Here is a 25,540-nt window from a genome sequence, read left to right as displayed (position 1 = left end):
TTTATGGCATAACGGAGTATGTTTTATAGCATAACAAACACAAATGTATTTTTTATGATAACCATTCAACTTTTATAGATAACTATTTATTAATTTATTGATAATCAATGAAATTATTTTTTTAACTAAAGTTATCGCTTTAAATTATTTCCAAAGCTGAAACATTTTAAACATTATTTGCTCAAGTTGTTATAACAGGTTGTGAGCCGTGAGCCAGCTACCCCAAGATCCCAAAAATCACAAGCCTCTTTACGATCAATTAAGGGAACTCATCCTTAACAAAATTGTAAATGGTGAATATGCCGTACTGAGCCAAATTCCATCTGAAAACGAGTTTGCTGAACAATTTGGTGTAAGTCGAATTACAGTTCGGCAAGCGCTCAACCAATTACAGTTGGAAGGCTATATTTTTAAGGTGCCAGGTAAAGGGACCTTTGTAAGCAAGCCAAAAACGTTCCAGAACATCTCAAGTTTGCAAGGTTTTGCAGAAGCAATGTCATCTGCTGGTCACGAAATTTTAAACCGTGTCATCTCCGCCGAGCTTAAGCAGATCCCGATGCACGTTGTGCCCAAATTAAAGTTACCTGTTAAAGCCAATGTGTATGAAATTCAACGTGTCCGTTTACTCAACCGTCAGCCAGTGTCGTATGAGTTGACTTATTTGCCTGAACATATTGGTTTGAAGCTTAAAGAGAAAGCGATTGATTTACGTACAACCGATATTTTCAAGGCATTAGAACAAGAGTGCGATATTCCTTTGGGACATGCGGATTTAAGCATTGATGCCACGGTAGCGGATGAAGAATTAGCGGCTTTGTTGCAAGTCGAAATCGGAACTCCGGTATTACGGGTCGAACGTTTGACTCATGATGCAAATGGTCAACCGATTGACTATGAATATCTCTATTTCTCGGGCGATACCTTCCAGTACCGTTTACGTATTCATCGTTAATCACTCAAATAAAAATAAGGAATATTCAATGGAAAATAAATATCTTGAGTTCGATATTGTGGTGATTGGTGGTGGAACTGCAGGGCCAATGGCTGCGATTAAAGCCAAGCAAGAAAACCCGAATTTAAAAGTCTTGCTCATTGAAAAAGCGAATGTAAAGCGCAGTGGGGCGATTTCAATGGGAATGGATGGGCTGAATAATGCTGTCATTCCGGGCTATGCAACACCTGAGCAATACACCAAAGAAATTACCATTGCTAATGATGGGGTAGTTAACCAAACCACTGTATATGCATATGCAAAGCATAGTTTTACAACCATTCAACAGCTCGATCAATGGGGTATTAAGTTTGAAAAAGATGAGACGGGTGAATTTGCAGTAAAAAAAGTACATCACATGGGGGCATATGTTTTACCTATGCCTGAAGGTCATGACGTTAAAAAAGTTTTATACCGTCAATTAAAGCGTGCTCAAGTCAAAATTAATAATCGGATTGTCACCACAAAACTTTTAAAAAATGAGCAAGGTGCAATCAATGGTGTAGTCGGTTTTGATTGTCGTAGTGGCGATTTCTATATCATTAAAACGAAAGCTGCCATTTTATGTTGTGGTGCCGCAGGACGTTTAGGTTTGCCAGCTTCCGGCTATTTAATGGGTACTTATGAAAACCCAACCAATGCAGGTGACGGCTATGCAATGGCATACCATGCAGGTGCTGAGCTTGCCAACTTAGAATGCTTCCAGATTAATCCATTGATTAAAGACTATAACGGCCCAGCTTGTGCCTATGTGACTGGTCCTTTAGGAGGTTATACCGCCAACAGTAAAGGTGAACGTTTCATTGAATGTGACTACTGGAGTGGTCAAATGATGTGGGAGTTTTACCAAGAACTGGAAAGTGGTAATGGTCCTGTTTATTTAAAAGTAGATCATCTGGCCGAAGAAACCATTCAAACCATCGAAGAAATCTTGCATACCAATGAGCGCCCAAGCCGTGGACGTTTTCATGAGGGCCGAGGAACCAATTACCGTCAAGATATGGTGGAAATGCATATTTCAGAAATTGGTTTCTGTAGCGGGCACAGCGCTTCTGGCGTATGGGTCAATGAAAAAGCTGAGACTTCAGTTAAAGGATTATATAGTGCTGGCGATATGGCTGCTGTACCTCACAATTATATGCTTGGTGCATTTACCTACGGATGGTTTGCAGGTGTAAATGCCGCGCAATACGTGAATGCAGTTGAAGATAGTGAATTAAACCAAAGCGAAATAGAAGCAGAAAAAGCTCGAATATTTGCGCCACTGGATTGCTCAGAAGGTTTACCTCCAGAACAAGTGGAATATAAGCTGCGCCGTTTTGTAAATGACTATTTGCAGCCTCCTAAAACTCGCCAAAAAATGCAAATTGGGCTCAAGCGCTTTGAAGAAATTAAACAGGATATTAAGCGAATTTCTGCCAGAAACCCACATGAGCTGATGCGTGCCGCTGAAGTTTCTTTTATTCGAGATTGTGCGGAAATGGCAGCTAGAGCTTCATTGTTTAGAGAAGAAAGCCGCTGGGGACTGTACCATTATAGAGCAGATTTCCCTCAAAAGAATAACTCGGATTGGTTCTGTCACGCGCATTTGAAAAAAGATGAACACGGCAACATGGTCAGTTTCAAAAAGCCAATCGAGCCTTATGTGGTTCCGATTAATCAAGATGAAGCTGTGTCGTATGACCGTTTACGTATTCAAAAAGATGTTGCTCTAGCAGACTAAATAAATCAGGAACTCAAATCATGGCTTTTATTTTTAAAGAAGTACAGCACCGTACTGTCGCACCCGTCATTATCGATGAAGATAAATGTATTGCTGATAAAGGATGCACAGTCTGTGTAGATGTTTGTCCAATGGATTTATTGGCAATCGATCCAATAACCCAAAAAGCTTATATGCAATTTGATGAATGTTGGTATTGCATGCCTTGTGAAAAGGACTGCCCAACAGATGCAGTCAAAGTAAATATCCCATACCTACTCAAATAATTAATTTGGAATACGTAACATGAGACAAAATAAATTGATCAATAAAAAACTATTACTCAGTAGCTTAATTGGTGCCATGGTACTCGGCACTTTGGGGTGCGGCAGTAAAACAGAAACTGTGCGTATAGCCATTGGTACACAAGACACGACCATTAACTGTGCAACAGGTGGGTTGCTGATTCGTGAATTAAATTTATTACCAAAATATTTGCCTAAAGATGGTAAATACAAACACGTTAAATATGACATTCAATGGAAAAACTTTACCTCTGGTGCACCACTTACCAGTGAGATGGTGGCTGGGCGTTTAGATTTGGGAGCAATGGCCGACTTTCCTGCGGTTAATAATTTAGCGGCATTTAAAAAAGCTGGGAAAGAAAGCATATTTTTAGCGCCATTGTCAGGCAGTGTTAATGGTAGCGGTAATGCGATTGTTGTTCCAATTGACTCAAAAGTGACCTCACTGAAAGAACTAAAAGGACAAACCATTTCCGTACCTTTTGCCTCAACTGCTCATGGACTGTTGCTACGAGCGATTCAAGCTGAAGGCTGGCAACTTGATAAAGATATTAAAGTAATTGCTCAGGCGCCAGAGGTGGCAGGGCCTGCGTTAAAAAGTCATAAGATTGCTGCGCATGCTGACTTCGTACCATTTGGAGAGTTATTTGCTTACCAAGGTTTTGCTAAAAAAATCTATGATGGTTCACAAGCAAAATCACCTACATTTCATGGATCACTTGCGAGCAAGGATTATGCACAGCAGCATCCAGAAGTTATAAAAGCCTATTTACAAGCAACTATTGAAGCGAATCGTCTGATTCAGGAACAGCCAGAAAAATATAGTGAACTTATTGCTGAAAAAACAGGTATTCCTGCCGAAGTTGTTTATCTATTTCATGGCCCTTTAGGTCTGCAAACTCGTGACTTAACGTGGAAACCTGAATATCGAAAAGCGACTCAAATTGCGATAGATACCTTAAAAGTTTTAGGAAAAAACGACGGTACGCTTGATGTAAATAAATTTATTGATGACCAATATATTAAGGACGCATTTCAAGCATCTGGACTTAATTACAGCCAGCAATTGGCTGACTATACAAAATCACCTTTGGTTGCCAATGACGCTTTAACTGGCCAACCCATCAAAACATTTGATCGGGTGACTCAAATTTGGGTAACGGGTGAAGAAAAAGTTCGTAGCTACGAAACGCCTGAGCATGCTTTTTCTGATTTAAAGAAAATACAAGCCGATGGAAAAACGGTGCGTGTGGTTTATAGCCAAGATCATCAGTCCGACATTAAGTTACTTGCTAATTTAGCATGGTATGCCACAGACAAAGCAGGACAAATTCAAGCCTTTTTATTAAAAGATGATGCTGAAAAATGGGCTAAACAACAGGGTGGAAAAGTATATGACTTTAAAGCTATTCAGCTTGTAAAACAGAGCTGATGTGTTGTCTTACCTAATGAGCAGGAGGTGACGAATGAGTAGTTTGGTCCAAACAAAACCTAAAAACCAAAGTACATTTTTGACTAAATTTTTTCAGCAGTTGAGATCATATCCAGCGCGTTTAAAAAGCCATGTGATTGCTTTCACATCTATAGCTTTTTGGATAGTCATTTGGCAAGGACTTGCTCAGTTTAAAATAAATTTAGGCTTTGTGAACTTTAGCAATGTACCAACACCTTTAGATGTCATTCATGCATTATGGGCTTTCTTTCAACTTAGCACTGCGTTTGAACATGTTGAATCCAGCGTGTTTCGTGTAGTGATTGGTTTTGTGCTTGCGGCTCTAATTGGTGTAGGTATTGGTTTGTTGGCAGGACGTTACCAAAAACTGGCTGCCTTTCTAATGCCACCATTAGAAGTATTACGTCCAATACCAGCAGTTGCATGGATTCCTTTAGCAATTCTGATTTTTCCATCCTCAGAAGCGTCTATGATTTTTATTACCTTTATTGGGGCTTTATTTCCAATTTTATTAAACACCGTACATGGCGTTGGTGCAGTTGACCCAAGGCTCGTTGCGTCAGCGAAAAGTCTGGGTGCTTCTGATCTTGCCATTATTCATGAAGTCATTATTCCGGGCGCATTACCGAACATTATTACGGGTTTATCTATTGGAATGGGCACTTGTTGGTTCTGTTTAGTGACTGCCGAAATGATTTCGGGGCAACATGGAATTGGATACTTCACATGGGAATCTTTCACCTTGCAAAACTATAGCAATATCGTGGTTGGCATGGTGCTGATCGGAGTGTTAGGTATGTTTAGCAGTACATTGGTGCGTGTGATTGGAAACCGATTTACTCCATGGTATCAATTAAGGAAGTCTTAAAATGTCAGTTACACAAGGCCATGTACGTATTCAAAATCTATCGCTACATTTAGGGCAAGCTAAAAATCGTTTTCAGGCATTAGATCGGGTTAATTTCGAAATACAACCGGGCGAGTTTATATGTCTACTTGGCCCATCTGGTTGCGGTAAATCTACATTATTAGGTGCTTTGGCAGGGCATTTACCGATTAGTTCTGGGTCTTTAACGGTCGATGATGAATCTATCCTCGAACCGCATCCAGACAGAGGTTTAGTGTTCCAGCAACATACCTTATTTCCATGGAAAAGCGTGCTTGAAAATATTGCCTTTGGTTTAAAAATGAAAGGCATCGCCAAACAAAAGCGTATTGAGCAAGCTCAGAAAATGATTGATCTGGTCGGACTTAAAGGTTTTGAACATAAATTTCCAGCTGAACTTTCTGGTGGCATGCAGCAACGAGTTGAAATTGCGAGAGTATTGATTAATCAACCTCGCATTTTATTAATGGATGAGCCTTTTGGTGCCTTAGATGCTCAAACTCGTTTAAAAATGCAAATGCTATTACTCGAAATTTGGCAAGAAATCCAAACGTCGGTTTTATTTATTACCCACGATATTGATGAGGCACTTTTTTTAGCTGACCGAGTGTTGATTATGAGCCATCGACCGGGGCGAATTATTGAAGAAATTCCGCTTAAGTTTGAACGTCCACGAGACGTTGAGCTTGTAACAAGTAGTGAATTTACCGCCATTAAAAAACATTGCATCCAGACTTTAAAAGAAGCTACTCAACAAGAAGAGTTAAGCCGTTTAAATCCATTAGGGCTTGGAAAGAAATCACAAATTAAGGAATACGAATGAGTTTTTATTATCAAGCTTTAGACAACCTCGATGAATATAATCAGGAATTTCTTGCACAGCTTAATCACGAAGATGAAAAGATACGCTTTGTTGCTTTAATGAATATTGGTGATGAAGAAAATCCGGATTTACTTCCTTGGTTACATGCGGCACTGCAACACGACTCTTCAGCTTTAGTTCGTGAAGAGGCGGCAAAAAAGTTAGAAAGTTGGGAGGATCCAACCAGTTTACAAGTATTGGCTCAAGCCTTATTTGATACAGATGTGAATGTTAGACAAGCTGCTAGTCAAAGTTTAAGTGAAGTGAAAAATGCGGCATCAGCCCCGATCCTTGCGCCTTATTTAAAGCATACGGATACTTTTGCTCTTACTGCAATTTTACGTGCTTTAAAACCTTTACGACCACAGCAATTATTCACAGAGATATCTGCTTTGGTAGATCATGAAGATGTTCTTGTGCGCCGTGAGGCAGTCAGTGCATTAAGTTGGTTACAGCAAGACCAAGCGATTACGATATTGGCAAAAACAGCTGAAACAGATATAGATGATGAGGTCCGCCGTATTGCAACAGGTGGTTTGGCTTATAGTCAGAGCATATCAGCTGAGGTGATCCAAGCACTTCAACATTCTTTAACTTCGGAAAGTTGGCAACTAAGAGTGGAAGCTGCACTTACGATTGGAAAATTACGTATTGTTCAGCTCGAAGCTCCTTTAATTCATGCTGTATCAGATTTGTATTGGCAAGTACGTATTGCAGCAGTACGGAGCTTGGGACTAATTAAATCATATCTGGCAGTTGCTCATTTGACTGAAAACTTTAAGCATGAAATTAGCAATTTACGTAAAGAGGTCGCTTTAGCACTCGGTGAAATTGGCACATCAGAAGCTCAAACGTTATTGGAACAACATCAAAATGATCCAGATCCTGAAGTACGAAAAGCGATTCGTATTGGATTAAATCAAATTGGTGAGGTGAAGTATGCAAATCAGACCTGATATCCGTGTCGACACTATAAATAAGCAGGTTCACTTTATATGGACCGATGGCTCAAGCATATGTTTGAGTCATCAAAGTTTAAGGGAAATTTGCCCATGTGGCTTTTGTCGAGCGAAGCGGATTAAACAAATTAAAATAGAGTATCAAAATGTTGAAGTGACAGCTATGTTTGATCAAGGTTATGGTGCCCAAATTTGCTTTAGTGATGGGCATGACAAAGGGATTTTTCCGTGGGCTTTTTTAAAAGAATTTGCTAAGAGCTAAAAGATGCCTTCTGCTTGGGACAGAAGGCATCTTATTTAATTAATGATCATGTTCTAAATAATCTGGTTTTTTCGGAAGCGCAAGGCTACATAAGAAACAGATAACCAGCATGATAATCACATATATAAAGAAGGTATTTTCAATTCCAGCAGCTTTAAACTGTAAGGCAACCGAAGGCGCAGAACCACCAAACAGCGCATTACCTACTGCATAAGAGAAACCTACACCTAAAGCTCGCACATGAGGTGGGAACATTTCAGCTTTTACCAAACCACTAATAGAAGTATAGAAGCTGAGTAACATCATCATAAAGATGAGTAGCAATGTAATGATGATCGGAGAATCTATATAGGCACGCATCCCGATCACCATGACGGGATAAATAAAAATGGCGGACAATAAGCTAAATGCCAACATTGAAGAGCGTCGCCCAATACGGTCCGAAATTGCACCAAATACAGGTTGAGCACACATATAGACAAATAGGGCGAAGGTCATGATATAACCAACTGTTTTTCCGTCCATCCCTAAGTTGGTTAAATAGGTTTTTGAATAAACAGTCTCTACATAAAACGTTAATGAACCAGCAGAAGTGTATCCAACCACTAATAAAAAGGTTTTCCAGTGCTTTTTAAAGAGTTCTCTTAAGCTACCAGACTCTTTTCGTTCGCTGTCTTGATGTGAAAGCGTTTCTTCTAAACGACTTCGAGCAAGCAAAGATAAAATTGCCGCAATACCACCAATAACAAATGGAATACGCCAACCGCCATCATGTAATTGTTGTTCACTTAAAAATGCCAACAAAATAACGCCCAATAAGCTTGCGAGTAACTGACCACCAGAGAGGGTGACATACTGAAAAGACGAGTAAAAACCACGTTGGCCTTTTAAGCCTAACTCACTCATGTATGTTGCTACGGCGCCATATTCACCACCAACCGATAAGCCTTGAAGTAAGCGCACTACAAGTAAAAGAAAAGGGGCAAATAAACCAACTTGATCATAAGTAGGCAAAGCTGCAAATAAAAAGGAGCTTAAAGCCATCAAACAGATTGAGATAATCATCGACTTTTTTCGACCGTGTCGGTCTGCAATGCGCCCAAATATCCAGCTACCAATCGGACGCATAAAGAAGCTTGCAGCAAACACACCCCAAACATAAATAGACTTGGTTGTGCTATCCATATCAGGTGCGGTTAGGGCTTGAGTAAAATAAGCAGCAAATACTGCATAGATATAAAAGTCGAACCATTCAACTAAATTACCAGAGGCTGCGCCTACAATCCCACGTATTCGGCTACGTTTTTCTTCCTGAGTATATGTCATATTTCTTCCATCGTTTTGTAGACAAAAACTAGGAATTTTTTAGGTATGCTACGTAAAAACAGAATGAACTATTAAAAATCACTCAACCTTGAGCACTTCCTTAAAATTCCTAACCATTCATTTTTTCTAATTTTAAAATTCGATTCTAGTGAGATTACGTCCTTTTGTTCGATTTAAAGAGATTTTCACCAATGATCGAACACTTCCTTTCATTTAACTGAATAATTAATTGTTTTTAAAATCAGTAAGCTAATTTAATAACGGTATTTTCCTATTCTATTTCTCCTTTTGAGTACTATTTTGAGCTTAAGTGTATTTTGAATATTTGATAATACTTAAAAAGTTATAACCTCAATTTTAATCAAAATAAATGAAATTGATATAATGATGAGCTTATAAAAGTTAGTTCAAATTCACTTAATCGAAAAAATACAGAATATGTTGTTTCTCAATATATGTAGCTGTATTCTTGCGTGGCTAAAAATCGGCTCAGCACTTATTTCTAGCGCTTCAAATTATGCACGGTATGGCAGGTAGTTATTCAATGGAAAGACATTCGTTAAATCTTCACTTTATGACATGCTCTAAAACAGCATTGGCTTCATCTATTGCACTCATAACATCTGTCGTCTATGCAAATGAAGCGGAGGTTTCACAGCTCCCAACCATTACAGTGAACGCTACACAAAATAATGATGCGCTATATACGTCTAAAAAAGTGAGTTTATCTGGTTTTCAAACTGGTGATGTAAAGAAAGTCCCTGCATCTATTACCACCATTACCTCTGAGCGCATAGCAGATCAACACGCAAAAACACTGACCGATGTTATTAAAAATGATTCATCATTGGGCGATGGCTACGCTGCTATTGGTTACTATCCAAACTTTGTAGCACGGGGTTTTGCACTCGATTTAGGCTCCAGTTATCTCATTAATGGCCATACCATACGTGGTGAGCAAAATGTAGCTTTAGAAAATAAAGAACAAGTTGAGATTTTAAAAGGCATTTCTGCGATTCAAAGTGGAATGTCGACACCAGGTGGTGTGGTTAACTATGTCACCAAAAGACCTGCCGATGTTAAAACTATTACGGTCGATGCAAATTCAGAAGGTGGCTATACACTGGCAACAGATGTAGGCGGCTTTGTTAATGATAGTTTTGGTTATCGAATCAATTTGGCCCATGAAAGTATCCACCCAAATGTTGATCACGCAAATGGTAAACGAGAGTTTGGTTCAGTTGCTTTAGACTGGCAAATTAATGATCGCTCTAAGCTACTGTTTGATATTGAAGCGCAACATCAAAGCCAACGTTCGGTACCGGGTTATCAACTACTTGATGGGCAAGAAGTACCAACAAATGTAGATCAAGACCGTTTATTGGGTTACCAGTCTTGGAGTAAGCCTGTTGTAAATAATAGTCTAAATGCGAGTTTGAAATATCAATATGCATTTAACGATCAATGGAATGCTAGCTTAAGTGCGTCTCAAAGCCGTGTTGTGATTGATGATAATAGTGCTTTCCCATGGGGATGTTATAGCAGCATTTGTGAAGTTACCGGCTTGGGCAATACTTTTGATAAACACGGTAATTATGATATTTACGATTTTCGCAGTCCAGATGATACACGTATAACCAATCAGTTTGCAGCTGGGTTAAATGGTCAATTCAATACTGGCAACATTCAGCATCAAATCGCTTTCGAATTACAACGTACTTATAAAACCTTAAAGCACCATACACCACTGAATGTAGCGGTAGGAACAGGCAATATCTATGAAGATACGATTGACTACAGTCCATCATCAGAAAGTCCAGGTGAGCGTTATAAAGCTCTAGAGAGTGATCAGACAGCATTTACTCTATCTGACCGAGTTCAATTTAACGATCAGTGGTCAACTTTATTGGGTGGGAAACTTATTCATCTTGATGAGCAAGCCTATAAGTCAGATGGGCAGCAAAGCCGTGATACGGATTTAAACAAATTCTTGCCACAATTAGCGCTCATGTATAGCCCAACTGCTACGACTAATCTGTATGCTTCATATGCTAAAGGTTTATCAGATGGTAGTGAAGCACCATGGTTTGCTAATAATGCTTTAGAAGTTCTATCACCGAAAACCTCTGAACAATATGAAATTGGTGTTAAACAACAAATACGCAACTTCTTAGTAACAGCAGCTATTTTTGATTTAAAACAGGATAATCAATACAGTAAAGTAAATGCAGATGGAACTTTCGATTTTATTGAACAAGGTGAACAACACAATCAAGGTATTGAGTTTGGTTTAACAGGTGCCTTAACCGATACACTCGATGTAAGTTCAGGTGTTACCTATACCAAATCTCGTCTTGTTGATATTGATACTGACAGCTATAAAGATCATCAAACTCAAAATGTACCAAAGGTACGTGCAACAGCACAGTTATCTTATAAAGTACCGTCTGTTGAAGGATTAAGATTACTCAGTGGTATGCAATATAGTAGCAGTAAATATGCAAACAAAGAGGGAACTGCAAAAGTAGGCGGATATAGTGTCTTTAATATTGGCGCTGCCTATAAAACAAATTTTGCTGGGCATGACACGACATTCAGATTCAATATTGATAACTTATTTAATAAGAAGTATTGGCGTGATGTGGGCGCATTTATGGGTGATGACTATTTATTCTTGGGTAATCCACGTACAGCCCAATTCTCTACAACTTTCAGTTTTTAAAATATAGAACAAATAAAAAAGGAGCTTATAAAAGCTCCTTTTTTACTTTCAGGAATTAAGCCGACATTTTTGGTTTAACCATATTATTAATCGACAAGATCTCATCAAGCACTTGTGCTGATAATAAACCTTCATTTTGAACTAAAGCCAATACGCTTTGCCCAGTTTCGTTTGCAGTTTTAGCAATACGAGTTGTAGTTTCATAACCTAGGTATGGGTTAAGTGCAGTCACAATACCAATTGAGTTTTCAACTAAAGCTTTACAGTGTTCAGGGTTCGCCGTAATCGTATCAATACATTTACTTTGGAACATCGCCATTGCTTTACCAAGCAAGTCCATCGATTCAAACAGTTTGAATGCAATAAGTGGTTCCATTGCATTTAACTGTAATTGACCAGCTTCAGCAGCTAAAGTTACAGCCAAATCATTTGCAATAATCTGGAAGCAAGCAAGGTTCATTGCTTCAGGAATAACTGGGTTTACTTTACCCGGCATGATTGAACTACCAGGTTGACGAGCTTCTAAGTTAATTTCATTAATGCCGGTACGTGGACCACTTGAAAGTAAACGCAAGTCATTGGCAATTTTTGAAAGTTTAGTTGCAGTACGCTTTAATAAACCAGATAAAAGAACAAAGTCACCCATATCTGAAGTTGCTTCGATTAGATCAGGAGCAGACTTAATTTTCTTACCAGAGATTTTTCCAAGTGCTTGAATCGCAAGTTCACGGTAACTATATTCAGTAGTAATTCCCGTACCAATCGCCGTACCACCAAGGTTCATATAAGCTAAAACATTTGGAATAAGCGTATTAATTTGCTCAAGGTCTTTTTGTAAGGTTACCGCAAAAGCACCAAACTCTTGACCTAATGTCATAGGCACAGCATCTTGTAACTGAGTACGGCCCATTTTTAAAATGTGCGCAAACTCTTGAGACTTGTTCAAGAAGCTAAGAATCAAATTGTTAAATGGAAGATTTAATTCATCTAAGCTAAGTAACAAACCTAAACGAATTGCAGTAGGGTATACGTCATTTGTTGACTGCGACATATTAATGTCGTTATTTGGATGCAAGTATTGATATTGACCTTTAGAATGGCCCATATATTCCAAAGCAACGTTTGCCAATACTTCATTTGCATTCATATTAGTTGAAGTACCCGCACCGCCTTGCATCATGTCGATTGGGAACTGGTCATGGAAATTACCACGAATAAGCTGATTACAACTGTATTCAATCGCTTCAAATTTAGTTTGATCTAAGCTTTTAAGATTATAGTTTGCTTCAGCGCAAGCTAGTTTAACCATAGCTAATGCTTTAATTAAATTAGGGAAATTTCCAACTTTGCTATTTGTTAAGTTGAAATTTTCTAAAGCACGTAATGTTTGAACTCCGTAATAATGGTCATTGTTGATTTCTCGATGACCAATAAGATCCTTCTCAATACGGGTAGTAATATCAGCGTTCATCATTAAACTTCGAATTAGTTAAGATGATTCATCTTAGAATTCGAAATGCTTCACTTCTAATGCATTTATTAAAGTAATTATGCATTTTTTGCATAATTAGAATTGAGCTTTACTAAAATGAATAGGGAATAGTTGAGAACTTATAGAAAATAAAATTTTAATAAAATTAAATATATTCAATAATTTATATTGTTTTTTTAATGAAGGGTAAGTCACTAAAGATCAGACAAATTAAAAATTCTGCAGCGAGATAAACAATGATTTCTATTTACAAAGACCATTAAATTAATTGAAGTTTCATGTGAATATTAATTTTAATAAACAAATAATGAGCCATGTTTAATAAATTTTAATAAAATTGTGATGCATTTCACATAAAAATACATATAATACAGAAAATTTTGATTTATTAAGTTTATGTTAAAAGTAACTGCTGCTTTATTAATATTGGGAAGTTTTGCTTGCTATCTCCTGTTGGGAAATGAAGAAAAAACTGAGACCAAAAGTTCACACATGCTTAAAGAAGCTCAGCAATCGATTAAGAATGCTGAACTATCTATTCAAAAAGCAAAACGAAATATCCCTGCTGCATCGTATCAATAACTGAGGCAATAAAGATTATTGTCTATTAAATAATCTTTTGACTGAAATTTTATTAAGATGTAAGCGCTGTAAAGAGACAAATGCATGAGAATGAAGTTTATTGCATATGACCCTAACTCTGGTGAAAAACTAAGCTTGAAAGAGCATATTCATCACATGGATAAATACACAACTTATGTTTTTTTTAGTGATGAAAAAGACAACATGGTATTTAACCCGCAGAAAAAACAGATATTTGAAATCAGTCAATATACTTCAAACATGATGGTTGAAATTTCAAGAAAGTTATACTACTTAATTGGTGAATATTAGTTCATCTTTTATAGATCAGCACGAATATAAGTCATCGTTCTTAGTGATGACTTAATGCACTATGTGTCAGTCTATAGATACTTTAGTATAATAGTCGGAATTGTCTTTTTATCTTATACTCTTCTTAAATATTGTATGAAATACAATTAATTATTATTACTGCTTAAATCCTGAAATGAGGTAAGGTAATCATTTGCTCATCAATTATTACCTTACCGTCTTATTGCAAGAGTAAATAATAATTCTCTTGTTTTTGTGATTAGGCAGAGTAGACGAGATATAAGATTAGATTTTTTAAATACTTTTTATAGTGGAATAGTATATTAATTTAAGAGTCTAAAAAATTTAATCAATAACCTAGGGATTGGTTATTGAAACAGTTCACAGTCCGCATTCTTCCCCAAGGTGCGGACTTTTTTTATCCATGAAATGATTAAATAAAGACCTATACTTATTTCTAAAACTTATCTTATTCAAATACTTTATTTATTTTTATGATGATTTTTTTATTTATTGATTTCAAATATTTTTTTAGTTGAGTCGAACTTATGTTCATCTCTTAACGTGTTAAAACAAAACCTATTATTTTCTTATTTTCTTTTCTATGTCAGAATTATTAAATACTTCATTTTCATAGTTTGGCTTTGTCCATTCTCTTCTCGCATTTTTGCAGGTACTCCCTATGTTTTACCATTTTTATTCATCACTACATTTATTCATGCTATTTCCCAAAAATATCAATTAATAAAATTATAAATCTAAAAGGGAATAGATAAGATGAATTTAGAAGTGCGTTGGGTAGAGGATCTCCTCACATTAGAACGTGAACGTTCAATCTCAAAAGCAGCAGAGAAAAGATTTATTAGTCAGTCTGCATTTACTCGAAGAATTCAGCAAATTGAAGAAATGATTGGCGCGGAAGTCATCATTAGAAACAACAAGAACAATATCGAATTTACCGACATTGGACGAATTTTGTTAGTCATGTCTAAAAACATTGAAAAGCAGGTAGAGGAGACCGCAAAACTCATTAAAAATATTAAAAATGAAACTGAATCTACCATTCGTTTCTGTGTTGTTCACTCATTAGCTTCAGGTTTTTTAACAACATTTTTAAAGAAATTTCCTACTCTTATTCGTGATTTAAAAATTGAAATTGTCGCAACGAATAGTGGAGAAGGCCTGTCTTTGTTAAAAGAAGGTGCCTGTGATTTCATGATTTGCTATGCAGATAAAAGCAATATTAGAAAAGTTGGAGATGATATTTTAAGTGGTATTAAAATTGCTGAAACAGTTATTGTTCCTGTTTCTGCCACTGAGCCTGACCATAGTCCTAAACATACAATACAAAGTAATTTTGCTTTGCTTGCCTATAGCAAACATGCTTACTTAAGAAAACTGGTAGACCAACTGATTGAAGGTAAACTTGTTTATAAAACGTTATATGAAACGGACAATGCGACTAACTTAAAAGAACTGGTTTTGCAGGGTTTAGGGGTTGCATGGATTCCGAAAATTAACGTTGAAGAAGACCTTGCAGCTGGAAAATTAGTCATTTTAGATCAGCAAGAATATTGCCTTGCCCAAGATATTTATATCTTCAAAAATAATTTGAGTGATAATAAATCGGTACAACAAATATGGAATGGTTTTAAAGCCCAGCAAGAACAATAACGCATACTCATTCGCAAGATGAAGTACACGATATTTATATATAAATTAATCAAATAAGTAGATTATGCTTGGGTCTTTACGATGAAAGGCATGATAAAGCATTGCCCCTCGTCTAAGTTCTTTGCTAATTTAGAGTAAATTTCAATAAGTCAAAAGTAGGGTATAGAAATCTTTCTATTATTTCTGCCTGTTTTTGAACTTATTTCACTGGATTATTGAGTCCAAGCGGAGACAATTTTGTTTGATCTAGACAGTAGATTATTAAATATTTTTTATCATATTTATCGGTTCAAAAGTGTTTCAATGGCTGCAGATGCTATTGGTTTAACACAGCCGAGTGTAAGTAACGGTCTAAACAAAATTCGCCAACATTTTAATGATCCTTTGTTTATTCGAGTTGGAAATGAAATGATTCCGACCGAACTTGCAAAGCAGATTTTCCCTCTTATTAGTGAAGTTATTGATAAGGTTGAAAGTATTAATAACTTTAATGTGAACTTTGATCCATTGACCTCAGATCAGCTGTTTACTATAGCAATGACTGATGTATCACATTTGGTTTTATTGCCACAGTTAACCAACTATTTAAAAGAAAAAGCCCCTCTTATTCGTTTAAATATTAGACCGATTACGCCAGAAACCAGCTATCAAATGGCAAATGGTGAAATTGATTTGGCGATAGGTTTCTTGCCACAATTAGAAGAAGGTTTTTATCAGCAGAAGTTTTTCCGTCAACACTATGTCGTGATTAGCTCAAAAAGCCACCCGCGTTTAGATCCGAATAACTTTACTTTAGAAGATTATATGCGCGAATATCATATCGATATTGATGCAGGTATCGGGCATTATCACATTAAAAACGAGCTGCAAAATAAAGGGTTGGATCGGAACATTTTGATTCGTTTACCAAGTTATTTAGGGGTAGGTTTAGTTGTTCAGGAAACAGATGCGATTGCCACTGTTCCATATTATTTAAGCCAAGTTTTATTGGTTAGAGAGAACTTACAGATTTTACCAGCACCGCTTGATTTTCCAACTTATGACGTTAAGCAACATTGGCATATGTCTTGTCACCATAAGAGTAGCCATAAATGGTTCCGTCAAACTTGCTATGAGCTATTTAAAACAGCTTAAGAATTTTATTTATAAAAAGAAGATGCAAGGAAAGTCCTTACATCTTCTTTCATTTTTTAATTAGATTTCAATTGCAACAGCAGTTGCTTCACCACCACCGATACATAATGCAGCAACACCTTTCTTTTTACCTAGACGTTTTAAAGCATAGATAAGAGAAAGAATAATTCTTGAGCCAGTTGCACCAATTGGGTGTCCTAAAGCACAAGCACCGCCATGTACGTTAACTTTTGCTTCATCAATGCCGAGTTCGTGAATTGGTGCCATTGCCACCATTGCAAAAGCTTCATTAATTTCCCAAGCATCTACTTCGTCAACAGACCAGCCAGCGCGCTCAAGCACTTTTTGAATTGCACTAATTGGAGCAATGGTAAATTCGCTTGGATGCTGTGAGTGAGTAGAAGTTGCAACAATTTTTGCTAAAGTATTTAAACCATGAGACTGTGCATATTCTTCAGTAGTCAGTACTAATGCAGCAGCACCATCAGAAATTGAGCTTGAGTTTGCAGCTGTAATTGTACCGTCCTTACTAAAAGCGGGACGTAGGGTCGGAATTTTCTCAAGATTTGCTTTTAATGGTTGCTCATCTTGATCAACAACTTCCACGCCTTTACGTGTTTTTACTTCAATGGGAACGATCTCTTCTTTGAAGTAACCTTCTGTAATGGCAGTTTGCGCTTTTTTAAGTGAAGAAATCGCAAAGTTATCCATTTGCTCACGAGTAAAGCCTTTGGTGTTTGCCATATCTTGAGCAAATGAACCCATTAAACGGCCTGTTTCAGCATCTTCAAGACCATCTAAAAACATATGGTCCTTAATTTCGCCGTGGCCCATACGGTAACCACCGCGAGCTTTCGGCAGAATATACGGTGCATTGGTCATAGATTCCATACCACCCGCCACAATGATATTGGCACTGCCTGCTTTTAAAGTATCTGATGCCATTAATACAGCTTTCATTGCAGAGCCACAAAGTTTATTAATGGTGACAGCTCCGACATGATCAGGTACACCTGCTTTACGCATCGCCTGGCGAGCAGGGCCTTGGCCAATACCTGCACTGAGTACGCAACCGAAAATCACTTCATCTACTTGTTCAGGTTTAACACCTGCACGTTGGATCGACTCACGGATGACAGCAGCACCAAGTTCTGGTGCAGTTAGAGAAGATAAACTACCCTGAAAACCACCCATTGCAGTACGGCTACCTGAAACTATAACTATTGAACTCATCTTAATATCTCTTATTGGTGTATTTGCTAAATTTGCCTTTAGCCTAAACCAAAGGCGCCACTAAATTAAAAAGTTGGAGGGGTGTAACTGAGTGTTCTTCCAAAGAACCACAGCAAGAATAAAACTAATGGAAAATGCACAACGAGCTGAGTCACTGTAAACCCAATCACATCTTTTGCTTTTAGCTTTAAAATGCCTAACATTGGAAGCATAAAAAATGGATTGATTAAGTTTGGTAAAGCTTCGGCTGCATTATATATTTGTACAGACCAGCCCAAATGAACCTTCAAATCATTTGCTGCTTGCATAACATATGGGGCTTCAATAATCCATTTTCCACCACCTGACGGTACAAAGAATCCAAGTACAGCAGAGTAAACTCCCATCACAATCGCAAAGGTTTCTTTTGATGCGATTGAAACAAAAAACTCGGCAACATAATGAGACAGCGATAAATCCTGACTGTTTAAAGCTTGGGTCATAATAAAGGCGATACTTCCGTACAGAGGGAATTGAATTAAAATTCCTGAGACAGCCGGAACTGCCTTTGCAACAGCATTTAAGAAGTTTCGAGGTGTGCCATGTAATGCTAAGCCAAGCATTAAAAACACAAAGTTGTATGTGTTTAAACTTGAAATAGCAATGATTGGATTACTTTTTGAAAATTCAAAAAACATCCAGATTAAGCCTAATGCCACTACAATAATCGTTAAAATAGGCGAGTTTTCTAACCAATCGCCCGGACGATTAGATTTCTCCTCATGTGGCTTGTCTTCTTCAAACTGAACATCAAAACTATCAATCGTTTTAACATTATTGCCTTTTGGGGCTGAAAAATATGCAATAGCGATTGAAACAATCACCAAAATAATGGTCATCGCAATTGATTGCCAAAGGAAAATCGTTTCGGTAAATGGAATAACACCAGTCAGATTGTAAATTGACTCAGGTAAGCTACTTTTATTGGCTTGAAGCTGTGCTGCCGAAGAGCTGATTCCAAGAGCCCAAGTTGCACCCATACCAATGATTGCTGCCGCAGCTGCTGCGCGGTAATCCATATTCAGCTCTTTACGTTTTGCTAAAGCAATTACCAAAAGCGCTGTAAGAATTGTGCTAACAGCCCAATTGACCAATGAAATTAGCAAACTAACGGTTGCTACCAAAACAATAGCACCACGACCAGAATTTGGAATACGTGCCATTTTTTGGATGAGATATTTGACTGGCTTAGATACAGAAACGACATAACCTACAATAATGAGCATAGTCATTTGCAGGGTAAATGGAATCAGACTCCAGAAACCATTACCGAAAGAAGTTGCCACATCGTGAATTGGGGCGCCAATACCCAAAGCGGCAATAGACACAATAATGACGCCGAGTAATGCAAAAATATATGAATCAGGAAACCATTTTTCAGACCAGTCACTAATCCGAAGAGCAAATCTTTCAAAAATTCCTTGCTGTTTTTCCATAGCTGAAAAATCCTTCTCGTTCTTATTTATAAACAGCACATCCGGTGCTTAAAAGGGCTAAGACTCAAGCTCACTTTCTAACTTGAGTCTTGTACAGCTAACTAAATCTTAGAATTTACGCGACTAAGGTTTTATAAAATTCGACACCTGTAGCAGCTTGAATCTGTTCAAGCGTGACATCTTTAGCAAGTTCAATCAGCTCTATGCCTTGCGGAGTAATATCCATTACACCTAAGTCAGTAATTACGCGGTGAACCACACCTTTACCTGTTAAAGGTAAACTACAGTTTTTCACAATTTTTGGCGTACCATCTTTTGCGCAGTGTTCCATAAGAACGACAACTTTTTGGACACCAACAACCAAGTCCATTGCACCGCCCATACCTTTGACTTTCTTGCCCGGAATCATCCAGTTAGCCAAGTCACCATTTTCAGAAACCTCCATTGCACCTAAAATTGCAATGTTGACATGACCGCCCCGGATCATGGCAAAAGATTCTGAGCTTGAGAAAAAAGCAGCGCCAGGGCGAGCAGTGACTGTTTGTTTACCAGCATTAATTAAATCAGCATCTACAGTTTCTTCAGTTGGAAACTCGCCAATACCTAATAAACCGTTTTCAGATTGAAGCCAAACATTAATATTTTCAGGAATATAGTTGGCAACTAGAGTCGGTAAGCCAATACCTAAATTGACATAAAAACCGTCTTCAAGTTCTTTTGCAGCACGTTGTGCCATTTCATTGCGTGACCAAGCCATTTTATACTGCCTCCGTGCTTAAAGTTTTATGCTCAATACGTTTCTCTGGAGATGCATTAAGCACAATGCGGTTTACATAGATACCCGGCAAATGGATTTCATCCGGATCTAATTCACCAATTTCAACCACTTGTTCCACTTCTGCGATTGTAATTTTTCCAGCCATCGCACATTCAGGGTTAAAATTTTGAGCAGTTTTACGGAATACTAAATTACCTGCTTTGTCAGCTTTATATGCTTTCACAAGAGCCACATCTGCTGTTAACGATTCTTCTAAAATGTAGTTTTTGCCATGAAAGGTACGTTCTTCTTTACCTTCAGCAATGAGAGTACCCACGCCAGTTTGAGTATAAAATGCAGGAATCCCGGCACCGCCAGCACGTAACTTTTCAGCTAAAGTACCTTGTGGTGTAAGTTCTACATCAAGTTCACCATTTAAATATTGGCGCTCAAACTCTTTGTTTTCACCAACATAAGAAGAAATCATTTTTTTGATTTGTTTGGTTTTAAGCAAAATACCTAAACCAAAATCATCTACACCTGCATTATTCGAAATACAAGTTAGACCAGTTACACCACTTTGCTTAACTGCAACAATTAGTTTTTCAGGAATTCCGCATAAACCGAAACCGCCAACAGCAAGTGTTTGATTGTCTGCAATTACATCTTTCAGTGCTGCCTCTGCATTGGCATAAACTTTATTCATTCTGTTGTTTTCCTATATCCCTTAGTAATTTAGTTTTAGCATCACATTTTGCGTTATAGAAGTTAATTTTTTTAAAGGATTAATAAGTATAATCAATGAATGGTATCAAATTTATAATAAAATATCAGTTTTACACTGAGCAAAAATTGTAAAAAAATAATCACAAGCTACTGAAAATTATAATAATTAATAAATTTATCTTAAACGTGTGCTTAATTTATCTTAAAAGACAGTCTTTAATTTTTTAAAATTTATATTGAATCAAAGCCTCGATAAATTGAGTAGAAATATTTGAAATTTCAAAATTCTTCTTATAAACAATTCCCACAGTCTTATGAATAGCTTCATCCTTTAACTCAATCAACACGTTATGCTCTTTATCAATATGTTTGGCGAAGTGTCTTGGAATTGCACTTACCCCAATACCATAAGCCACAAAACTTGAAAGTGATGAAATTTGGTGACATTCCACTTTTAAATCGAGCGTTATATTATTTCGCAAACAATTTTGCTCAACTAAATAACGAACAATTGACGGTTTTTGTAAGGTCACAAATGGGTTTGAACAAAGCTCATGCCATGTAATAGAAGATGATTGAGCAAGTGGATGAGTCTTTGGCAATAGAGCCAAGAAATCTTCTTCAAATAGGGGCTTAAATTCTAAGCCTTCTGTGAGATCTGGTTCAAAACAAATACCAAGCTCAAAAATACCATCTTGTACTTTTTCTATAATGGTCTCATTTGGAATATCGTGAATTGAAAAATTAAGATTGGGGTGAACAGCTAAAAACTGGTGAATTACTTCAGGCAAAATTGCATGAGTCACAAAGGGCATAGATGCAATACTTAAGGTTCCACGATTGAGTTTAAAACGTTGTTTGACATCGTTCTCCATTTCATCCCAGTTGGCGAGTAGTTTTTTTGCATAGGGAATGAGGGATTTACCTTCTTGGGTAAGCTCAACACGGCGTGTATTACGGTTAAATAATTTACCGCCTAATTCTTCTTCTAAACTTTTGATGGTAAGACTTAAGGCAGATTGGCTTAGATGTAGCTCTAAAGATGCATTGGCATAGTTGAGTGTACGCGCAAGTGCTAAAAAAGCTTTTAATTGTTTAAGCGTCATTTCATTCCTTTAGATTGCTCAGCTCACCTAGAAGGGTAATTTATACGAAAATTTGCCTAATATGATGTTTTTTGAAAAAATTATGAAAAAGAATGATCATTACCTGACTTAATAAAGTACAAGCAATGAGTGTAAAAATATTGAACTACTTTAGTAAGTTGTCCCAACAAAAGTCATCCCTATGATTTGCAAAATATATGAACATGCCAATTACATGAAAAAATAAGCAGCCCATCCATATTTTTTGGGGAGCAACTTTCAAACCCTCTAATAATATAGTTATAGAATAGATAGTGATCATAAACGTGAAAAAGATAATATAGGTCGTACTTACTATCAATTTATGTTTTGGTGCTAATTGAGCAATTTTATATCCAATCAAAATTTGCATCCCCCAATTTATAATGAGTGTAATTATAGTCAAAAGTAATTTTGGTGTATTTAAGCTTTCTAAGGAAACCTGTTCGATTACAAAAATAGTTTGCCACAGTAAAAACATAACAATGGGATACAACAAAAATTTAAGCCACATAGTTTTTCATTTTCTTATAAAAATTTATGTCGGCATTTTATTGAATTATAAAAATAAAATACATACTACTGTGCAAAAAATATATCTACATATAAAGTCGCCCTTATTTCAATTAAAATATTCGTGAAGTTTAAATTCTTTAGAACTTAATTTAAAAGATAAATGAAATTGTGCAAAGGTAAAATTGATGAATAAAAATGTTCTTGGCTTAGTGTTGATACCATTTATATTGAGTGGTTGCGTCAAAAAAACAGAAGAAAAAAATACAGAGAAAGTAGAAAATACAGCGACCACAAAGGTGAAAGAACTGCCTCCAAAAGAAGAGAATGCTATTCCTGCCATGATAGCGCGCAATTTTGTTGTAAAGTTTGAACAGCCCAAAATTTGTGGGCCTAATCCAGATGTTGAGGGGATTGTATGTACTTCTAAAGAAGCTATTGCGCTTAAAAGTAATATTAATTGGATTGATCAAATAATTGATAAAGAAATCCGAAAGGATTATGCAGATGCTCTTACCCCTCCATCAGAAAAGCAAAAACAATTAAATCAAACCCAAGCTGAAGGTCTTAATAATTGGTCAGATAGTGTAGTTTATCGCTTTAATGGACAGTTTGGTCAATATGTGCAAATTTCAAAAGTTAGCTCGGAATATTCTGGTGGAGCACATGGTATATCCACTTTTGAAGATTATGTTTTTGACTTAAAAAGTAAAAAACGGATTAGATTAAAAGATATTGTAGTTACTGGAAAAATGAATGCACTTAAAGACGAACTGTGGAAACAATACGAATATTGGTGTCAAGAAAAAGATATGGAACCCTATATTAGTAAGGAAGACTTTAAAGTAAGTGAAAATTTCTATATTAATCAATCAGGCGGGATTACATTTGATTTTCAGCTTTACGAATTAGCTCCATATGTCTTAGGTCCCGTGAGTTTAGAGCTACATGATACAGACCAACTGATAAAACCTGAGTTTTTACCACCAATGCCTGTTTTAAAAACTGAAGTGTAGAGATTCATAATAATTTGTAAATTGATTAAACCACCTTCGGGTGGTTTTTGAATGCATGAGATGTTAAATTTCAGTCATTGTTAAAGTAGGTGATTTATGGAAAAAATTATTTTTTTAGGATTGTTTTTTATTTTTATTAATGGTTGCCAAAATATAGAACAGCAAAAGGAAAATAAGCCTGATGTAGTGCTAACAACTCAAAAGTCTACAGCTGAATATAAAAATTGTGTTCTTGAAAAAACATCTGTGCTTTTGCCTCTTACAACGACTGAGACAAAAAATGGTTTCAGACTTGCTAAAGGGGAAATGGGATATGCGGGAGTGACTATATATATAGCAAATGAAAATAGTATCACCAAGGTAAAAGGATATATTCCATCATCATCTTGGGCTATTCTTCCCAAGAAAATGAAGCAAGCGCTTAATGATTGCGCCTAAAAGATATTAAGATGTAATAAGGAATATATATTAAAAGGTCTCAGTATTAAGATTAGATTCAAATAGCCGATGCGACTATATAAATTAAAAGCTACTATTTGAATAGTTATTTTTAATTAGGTATTAAATATTGAGATTTCATAGGTTAACTCATGAAAAAATTGTTTTTAGTAGGTTTGTTATCTTGCTGTATCCAAGGAATTTTTGCTGAAGATTTAGAAAGTGGTGTAAGAGATTATGTGAAAAATGGCGATTGGAGCGATTTTAAAATCGCTAATAGTACCTTCGGTAACGTTGAAGCAACTAGAGCGGCCACGGAAGATAAAAGAACTAATAGTTCACTGGCATTAACATACCCAACACATAATAAGTGTAAGCTTGCTCCTGTTGAGTTTATATACAAACTTAACAGACCTTCAGAAGAAGATAGCCAAAGTACAATTTATGGAAACATTCAGGTTGATTCGGGTTACTTTAAACGTGTTGAAGCAGATCTTATTGAAGAAAAAGGTTCTGAATTTTTATTTATTGTTGTTCATGAAAATAAGCTAGATGATGCTCTGAAAAATGGAAAAATTTTAACAGTGAATTTCAAAGGATATGGGGTAGCAGAATTCTCACTTAAAGGAGCCAAACAGTCGATTGAAAGTGCAAAGTTTGAATGTGAGAATTTTGACTTTAATTAAAAGAAAATAAAAAATACTCGCAGGTGCTTTTTCATTTTTCTGAGCAGTTAAATTTAAATCATTATTAAAGTGGATAATGTCATGAAAAAAATACTTTTATTGGGTTTTGTCGTTTCTTTGGTTGGGTGTGCCACAACGCCTATTTCGACAACTATGGCAAAGCAATCACCCAAAGAGCGTTTATTTGCTTATCAAGAAAATAAAGATGGTTATGCTGAAGTTGAAATCACTAGAGATACTGGCTTTCTAGGTAGCGCTTGTTACTTAAGTGTTCTCTTTCGTAATGAAACTATTGGACGTTTTGATACAGGTGAGAAAGCAACATTTTATTTACCAGTAGGGCAATGGAGTATGGCAGTGGCACCTGATCCTGAAGGAAAAGGACTGTGTACTGGATCAAGCTTTAACCCTGCCTTTGAGAAACAAAATATCAAACCAAATGTTAAAAATATTTTTCGTATAAGTTCTGGTCCATATCGTAGACCTAGATTGTTACCATTATAAATCAGATATAAGTATTGAATTACATTTATGCAGAATCAAAATAACCCAATTGTTAATAATATAGACTGATAAGTGTAAATCTGAACGTTCAATGCTAGCTGACTTTGCTACTGTAAAGCTCTTAAGTGAAATGCTTTACAATTAATAAAACTAATACTTTGATAAAAGCCCTTATTAGGGGGCTTTTGTTTTTTATTTGATAAAGAATATTTTAAAAAATATATTATTCAATTGGTTTTATTAAATAATATAGAAATATTAATTTAATTTACTCAATAATTAATAAGTTTTATAAAACAATAATATTTTTTTATAATTAAATTTTACCAAGAGAGTCAAATAAGTCATTGTAATTTATTGTGATTTAAAAATTTCAATAAATTACATTGTTTTTAAATATTTTAGT

At 36.3% G+C, this 25,540-nt stretch carries 25 protein-coding genes; 17 read left to right on the top strand and 8 right to left on the bottom strand.

The features are described 5' to 3' along the window. The first annotated feature begins 208 nt into the window (after positions 1-208). Genes ACIF8R_RS03640 through ACIF8R_RS03605 form a run of 8 tightly spaced genes read left to right on the top strand, consistent with a single transcriptional unit; the run spans position 209 to position 7,420 of the window. Positions 209-952 (top strand): GntR family transcriptional regulator, encoded by a 744-nt coding sequence (locus ACIF8R_RS03640; protein WP_000080816.1) that lies wholly within the window; start codon positions 209-211, stop codon positions 950-952. A 28-nt stretch (positions 953-980) separates the two neighbouring features. Continuing rightward, on the top strand, positions 981-2,714 hold the full coding sequence (locus tag ACIF8R_RS03635; protein WP_396479154.1) for a fumarate reductase/succinate dehydrogenase flavoprotein subunit: 1,734 nt from the start codon (positions 981-983) through the stop codon (positions 2,712-2,714). A gap of 20 nt (positions 2,715-2,734) precedes the next feature. After that, the gene (locus tag ACIF8R_RS03630; protein ID WP_004739001.1) at positions 2,735-2,980 is read left to right on the top strand and encodes a ferredoxin family protein; all 246 of its coding nucleotides are present in this window, start codon (positions 2,735-2,737) and stop codon (positions 2,978-2,980) included. A 19-nt stretch (positions 2,981-2,999) separates the two neighbouring features. After that, positions 3,000-4,430, top strand: coding sequence for an ABC transporter substrate-binding protein (locus tag ACIF8R_RS03625; RefSeq protein ID WP_396479152.1), 1,431 nt, complete (start codon positions 3,000-3,002; stop codon positions 4,428-4,430). A gap of 34 nt (positions 4,431-4,464) precedes the next feature. Beyond that, on the top strand, positions 4,465-5,319 hold the full coding sequence (locus tag ACIF8R_RS03620; RefSeq protein ID WP_272326301.1) for an ABC transporter permease: 855 nt from the start codon (positions 4,465-4,467) through the stop codon (positions 5,317-5,319). Between the two features lies 1 nt (position 5,320). Further along, positions 5,321-6,160 carry an ABC transporter ATP-binding protein gene (locus tag ACIF8R_RS03615; RefSeq protein ID WP_396479150.1) on the top strand — a complete coding sequence of 280 codons (840 nt, stop codon included), beginning with the start codon at positions 5,321-5,323 and terminating at the stop codon, positions 6,158-6,160. Then, complete coding sequence (locus ACIF8R_RS03610) at positions 6,157-7,155, top strand: HEAT repeat domain-containing protein (RefSeq protein WP_396479148.1); 999 nt, start codon at positions 6,157-6,159, stop codon at positions 7,153-7,155. Before ACIF8R_RS03615 ends, ACIF8R_RS03610 begins: the two co-directional genes overlap by 4 nt. Further along, complete coding sequence (locus tag ACIF8R_RS03605) at positions 7,139-7,420, top strand: gamma-butyrobetaine hydroxylase-like domain-containing protein (RefSeq protein ID WP_001167096.1); 282 nt, start codon at positions 7,139-7,141, stop codon at positions 7,418-7,420. Before ACIF8R_RS03610 ends, ACIF8R_RS03605 begins: the two co-directional genes overlap by 17 nt. Positions 7,421-7,459: 39 nt before the next feature. On the opposite strand, the gene ACIF8R_RS03600 is transcribed toward ACIF8R_RS03605, so the two are convergent. After that, positions 7,460-8,746, bottom strand: a complete 1,287-nt coding sequence (locus ACIF8R_RS03600) for an MFS transporter (protein ID WP_396479146.1) — start codon at positions 8,744-8,746, stop codon at positions 7,460-7,462. Between the two features lie 517 nt (positions 8,747-9,263). Between ACIF8R_RS03600 and ACIF8R_RS03595 the strand changes: the two genes are divergently transcribed. Further along, a complete protein-coding gene (locus ACIF8R_RS03595) occupies positions 9,264-11,468 on the top strand; it encodes a TonB-dependent siderophore receptor (protein ID WP_396479144.1) in 2,205 nt (734 codons plus the stop codon). A 55-nt stretch (positions 11,469-11,523) separates the two neighbouring features. Here the strand turns inward: ACIF8R_RS03595 and ACIF8R_RS03590 are convergent, their stop codons facing one another. Continuing rightward, complete coding sequence (locus tag ACIF8R_RS03590) at positions 11,524-12,942, bottom strand: aspartate ammonia-lyase (RefSeq protein ID WP_263613684.1); 1,419 nt, start codon at positions 12,940-12,942, stop codon at positions 11,524-11,526. Positions 12,943-13,356: 414 nt separating this feature from the next. On the opposite strand from ACIF8R_RS03590, the gene ACIF8R_RS03585 reads away from it, so the two are divergent. The 4 genes from ACIF8R_RS03585 to ACIF8R_RS03570 all read left to right on the top strand — a co-directional run bounded on the left by ACIF8R_RS03585 (position 13,357) and on the right by ACIF8R_RS03570 (position 16,662). Next, entirely contained in the window at positions 13,357-13,542 is a 186-nt protein-coding gene (locus tag ACIF8R_RS03585) for a hypothetical protein (protein WP_396479142.1), read from the top strand. Positions 13,543-13,632: 90 nt separating this feature from the next. Continuing rightward, on the top strand, positions 13,633-13,854 hold the full coding sequence (locus ACIF8R_RS03580) for a hypothetical protein (RefSeq protein ID WP_000668585.1): 222 nt from the start codon (positions 13,633-13,635) through the stop codon (positions 13,852-13,854). 777 nt (positions 13,855-14,631) lie between these two features. Continuing rightward, on the top strand, positions 14,632-15,528 hold the full coding sequence (locus ACIF8R_RS03575) for a LysR substrate-binding domain-containing protein (protein ID WP_019459097.1): 897 nt from the start codon (positions 14,632-14,634) through the stop codon (positions 15,526-15,528). Positions 15,529-15,765: 237 nt separating this feature from the next. Then, positions 15,766-16,662: a LysR family transcriptional regulator gene (locus ACIF8R_RS03570; RefSeq protein WP_004887299.1), complete on the top strand. Its 897-nt coding sequence runs from the start codon at positions 15,766-15,768 to the stop codon at positions 16,660-16,662. Positions 16,663-16,722: 60 nt separating this feature from the next. Here ACIF8R_RS03570 and ACIF8R_RS03565 read toward each other — a convergent pair whose 3' ends face one another. The 6 genes from ACIF8R_RS03565 to ACIF8R_RS03540 all read right to left on the bottom strand — a co-directional run bounded on the left by ACIF8R_RS03565 (position 16,723) and on the right by ACIF8R_RS03540 (position 22,491). After that, positions 16,723-17,895, bottom strand: coding sequence for a thiolase family protein (locus ACIF8R_RS03565; RefSeq protein ID WP_396479140.1), 1,173 nt, complete (start codon positions 17,893-17,895; stop codon positions 16,723-16,725). Between the two features lie 65 nt (positions 17,896-17,960). Continuing rightward, on the bottom strand, positions 17,961-19,370 hold the full coding sequence (locus ACIF8R_RS03560) for a short-chain fatty acid transporter (RefSeq protein ID WP_396479138.1): 1,410 nt from the start codon (positions 19,368-19,370) through the stop codon (positions 17,961-17,963). Between the two features lie 115 nt (positions 19,371-19,485). Then, positions 19,486-20,127 carry a 3-oxoacid CoA-transferase subunit B gene (locus ACIF8R_RS03555; RefSeq protein WP_069140430.1) on the bottom strand — a complete coding sequence of 214 codons (642 nt, stop codon included), beginning with the start codon at positions 20,125-20,127 and terminating at the stop codon, positions 19,486-19,488. A gap of 1 nt (position 20,128) precedes the next feature. After that, a complete protein-coding gene (locus ACIF8R_RS03550) occupies positions 20,129-20,833 on the bottom strand; it encodes a CoA transferase subunit A (RefSeq protein ID WP_019459101.1) in 705 nt (234 codons plus the stop codon). 244 nt (positions 20,834-21,077) lie between these two features. Beyond that, positions 21,078-21,959 carry a LysR family transcriptional regulator gene (locus ACIF8R_RS03545; protein ID WP_049065395.1) on the bottom strand — a complete coding sequence of 294 codons (882 nt, stop codon included), beginning with the start codon at positions 21,957-21,959 and terminating at the stop codon, positions 21,078-21,080. Positions 21,960-22,104: 145 nt separating this feature from the next. Next, positions 22,105-22,491, bottom strand: a complete 387-nt coding sequence (locus ACIF8R_RS03540; RefSeq protein ID WP_396479136.1) for a hypothetical protein — start codon at positions 22,489-22,491, stop codon at positions 22,105-22,107. 187 nt (positions 22,492-22,678) lie between these two features. On the opposite strand from ACIF8R_RS03540, the gene ACIF8R_RS03535 reads away from it, so the two are divergent. The 4 genes from ACIF8R_RS03535 (at position 22,679) to ACIF8R_RS03520 (ending at position 25,134) form a co-directional block, all read left to right on the top strand. Further along, positions 22,679-23,506 carry an RsiV family protein gene (locus ACIF8R_RS03535; RefSeq protein ID WP_396479135.1) on the top strand — a complete coding sequence of 276 codons (828 nt, stop codon included), beginning with the start codon at positions 22,679-22,681 and terminating at the stop codon, positions 23,504-23,506. A gap of 96 nt (positions 23,507-23,602) precedes the next feature. Then, positions 23,603-23,944: a hypothetical protein gene (locus ACIF8R_RS03530; protein ID WP_396479133.1), complete on the top strand. Its 342-nt coding sequence runs from the start codon at positions 23,603-23,605 to the stop codon at positions 23,942-23,944. Between the two features lie 152 nt (positions 23,945-24,096). Next, positions 24,097-24,630 (top strand): hypothetical protein, encoded by a 534-nt coding sequence (locus ACIF8R_RS03525; RefSeq protein WP_396479131.1) that lies wholly within the window; start codon positions 24,097-24,099, stop codon positions 24,628-24,630. 81 nt (positions 24,631-24,711) lie between these two features. Beyond that, complete coding sequence (locus tag ACIF8R_RS03520) at positions 24,712-25,134, top strand: hypothetical protein (RefSeq protein ID WP_396479129.1); 423 nt, start codon at positions 24,712-24,714, stop codon at positions 25,132-25,134. Positions 25,135-25,540: the final 406 nt, after the last annotated feature.

The organism is Acinetobacter sp. ABJ_C4_1, from assembly GCF_044538495.1.
GTDB classification, from domain to species: domain Bacteria; phylum Pseudomonadota; class Gammaproteobacteria; order Pseudomonadales; family Moraxellaceae; genus Acinetobacter; species Acinetobacter nosocomialis_A.
This window is presented reverse-complemented; position numbering and strand designations above follow the sequence as displayed.

Bases quoted from the DNA above. Each gene is read 5' to 3' on its own strand.
- ACIF8R_RS03635 (WP_396479154.1), top strand. From the start codon at position 981: ATGGAAAATAAATATCTTGAGTTCGATATTGTGGTGATTGGTGGTGGA.
- ACIF8R_RS03630 (WP_004739001.1), top strand. From the start codon at position 2,735: ATGGCTTTTATTTTTAAAGAAGTACAGCACCGTACTGTCGCACCCGTC.
- ACIF8R_RS03625 (WP_396479152.1), top strand. From the start codon at position 3,000: ATGAGACAAAATAAATTGATCAATAAAAAACTATTACTCAGTAGCTTA.
- ACIF8R_RS03620 (WP_272326301.1), top strand. From the start codon at position 4,465: ATGAGTAGTTTGGTCCAAACAAAACCTAAAAACCAAAGTACATTTTTG.
- ACIF8R_RS03615 (WP_396479150.1), top strand. From the start codon at position 5,321: ATGTCAGTTACACAAGGCCATGTACGTATTCAAAATCTATCGCTACAT.
- ACIF8R_RS03610 (WP_396479148.1), top strand. From the start codon at position 6,157: ATGAGTTTTTATTATCAAGCTTTAGACAACCTCGATGAATATAATCAG.
- ACIF8R_RS03605 (WP_001167096.1), top strand. From the start codon at position 7,139: ATGCAAATCAGACCTGATATCCGTGTCGACACTATAAATAAGCAGGTT.
- ACIF8R_RS03600 (WP_396479146.1), bottom strand. From the start codon at position 8,746: ATGACATATACTCAGGAAGAAAAACGTAGCCGAATACGTGGGATTGTA.
- ACIF8R_RS03595 (WP_396479144.1), top strand. From the start codon at position 9,264: ATGCACGGTATGGCAGGTAGTTATTCAATGGAAAGACATTCGTTAAAT.
- ACIF8R_RS03590 (WP_263613684.1), bottom strand. From the start codon at position 12,942: ATGATGAACGCTGATATTACTACCCGTATTGAGAAGGATCTTATTGGT.
- ACIF8R_RS03585 (WP_396479142.1), top strand. From the start codon at position 13,357: ATGTTAAAAGTAACTGCTGCTTTATTAATATTGGGAAGTTTTGCTTGC.
- ACIF8R_RS03580 (WP_000668585.1), top strand. From the start codon at position 13,633: ATGAAGTTTATTGCATATGACCCTAACTCTGGTGAAAAACTAAGCTTG.
- ACIF8R_RS03575 (WP_019459097.1), top strand. From the start codon at position 14,632: ATGAATTTAGAAGTGCGTTGGGTAGAGGATCTCCTCACATTAGAACGT.
- ACIF8R_RS03565 (WP_396479140.1), bottom strand. From the start codon at position 17,895: ATGAGTTCAATAGTTATAGTTTCAGGTAGCCGTACTGCAATGGGTGGT.
- ACIF8R_RS03560 (WP_396479138.1), bottom strand. From the start codon at position 19,370: ATGGAAAAACAGCAAGGAATTTTTGAAAGATTTGCTCTTCGGATTAGT.
- ACIF8R_RS03555 (WP_069140430.1), bottom strand. From the start codon at position 20,127: ATGGCTTGGTCACGCAATGAAATGGCACAACGTGCTGCAAAAGAACTT.
- ACIF8R_RS03550 (WP_019459101.1), bottom strand. From the start codon at position 20,833: ATGAATAAAGTTTATGCCAATGCAGAGGCAGCACTGAAAGATGTAATT.
- ACIF8R_RS03545 (WP_049065395.1), bottom strand. From the start codon at position 21,959: ATGACGCTTAAACAATTAAAAGCTTTTTTAGCACTTGCGCGTACACTC.
- ACIF8R_RS03540 (WP_396479136.1), bottom strand. From the start codon at position 22,491: ATGTGGCTTAAATTTTTGTTGTATCCCATTGTTATGTTTTTACTGTGG.
- ACIF8R_RS03535 (WP_396479135.1), top strand. From the start codon at position 22,679: ATGAATAAAAATGTTCTTGGCTTAGTGTTGATACCATTTATATTGAGT.
- ACIF8R_RS03530 (WP_396479133.1), top strand. From the start codon at position 23,603: ATGGAAAAAATTATTTTTTTAGGATTGTTTTTTATTTTTATTAATGGT.
- ACIF8R_RS03525 (WP_396479131.1), top strand. From the start codon at position 24,097: ATGAAAAAATTGTTTTTAGTAGGTTTGTTATCTTGCTGTATCCAAGGA.
- ACIF8R_RS03520 (WP_396479129.1), top strand. From the start codon at position 24,712: ATGAAAAAAATACTTTTATTGGGTTTTGTCGTTTCTTTGGTTGGGTGT.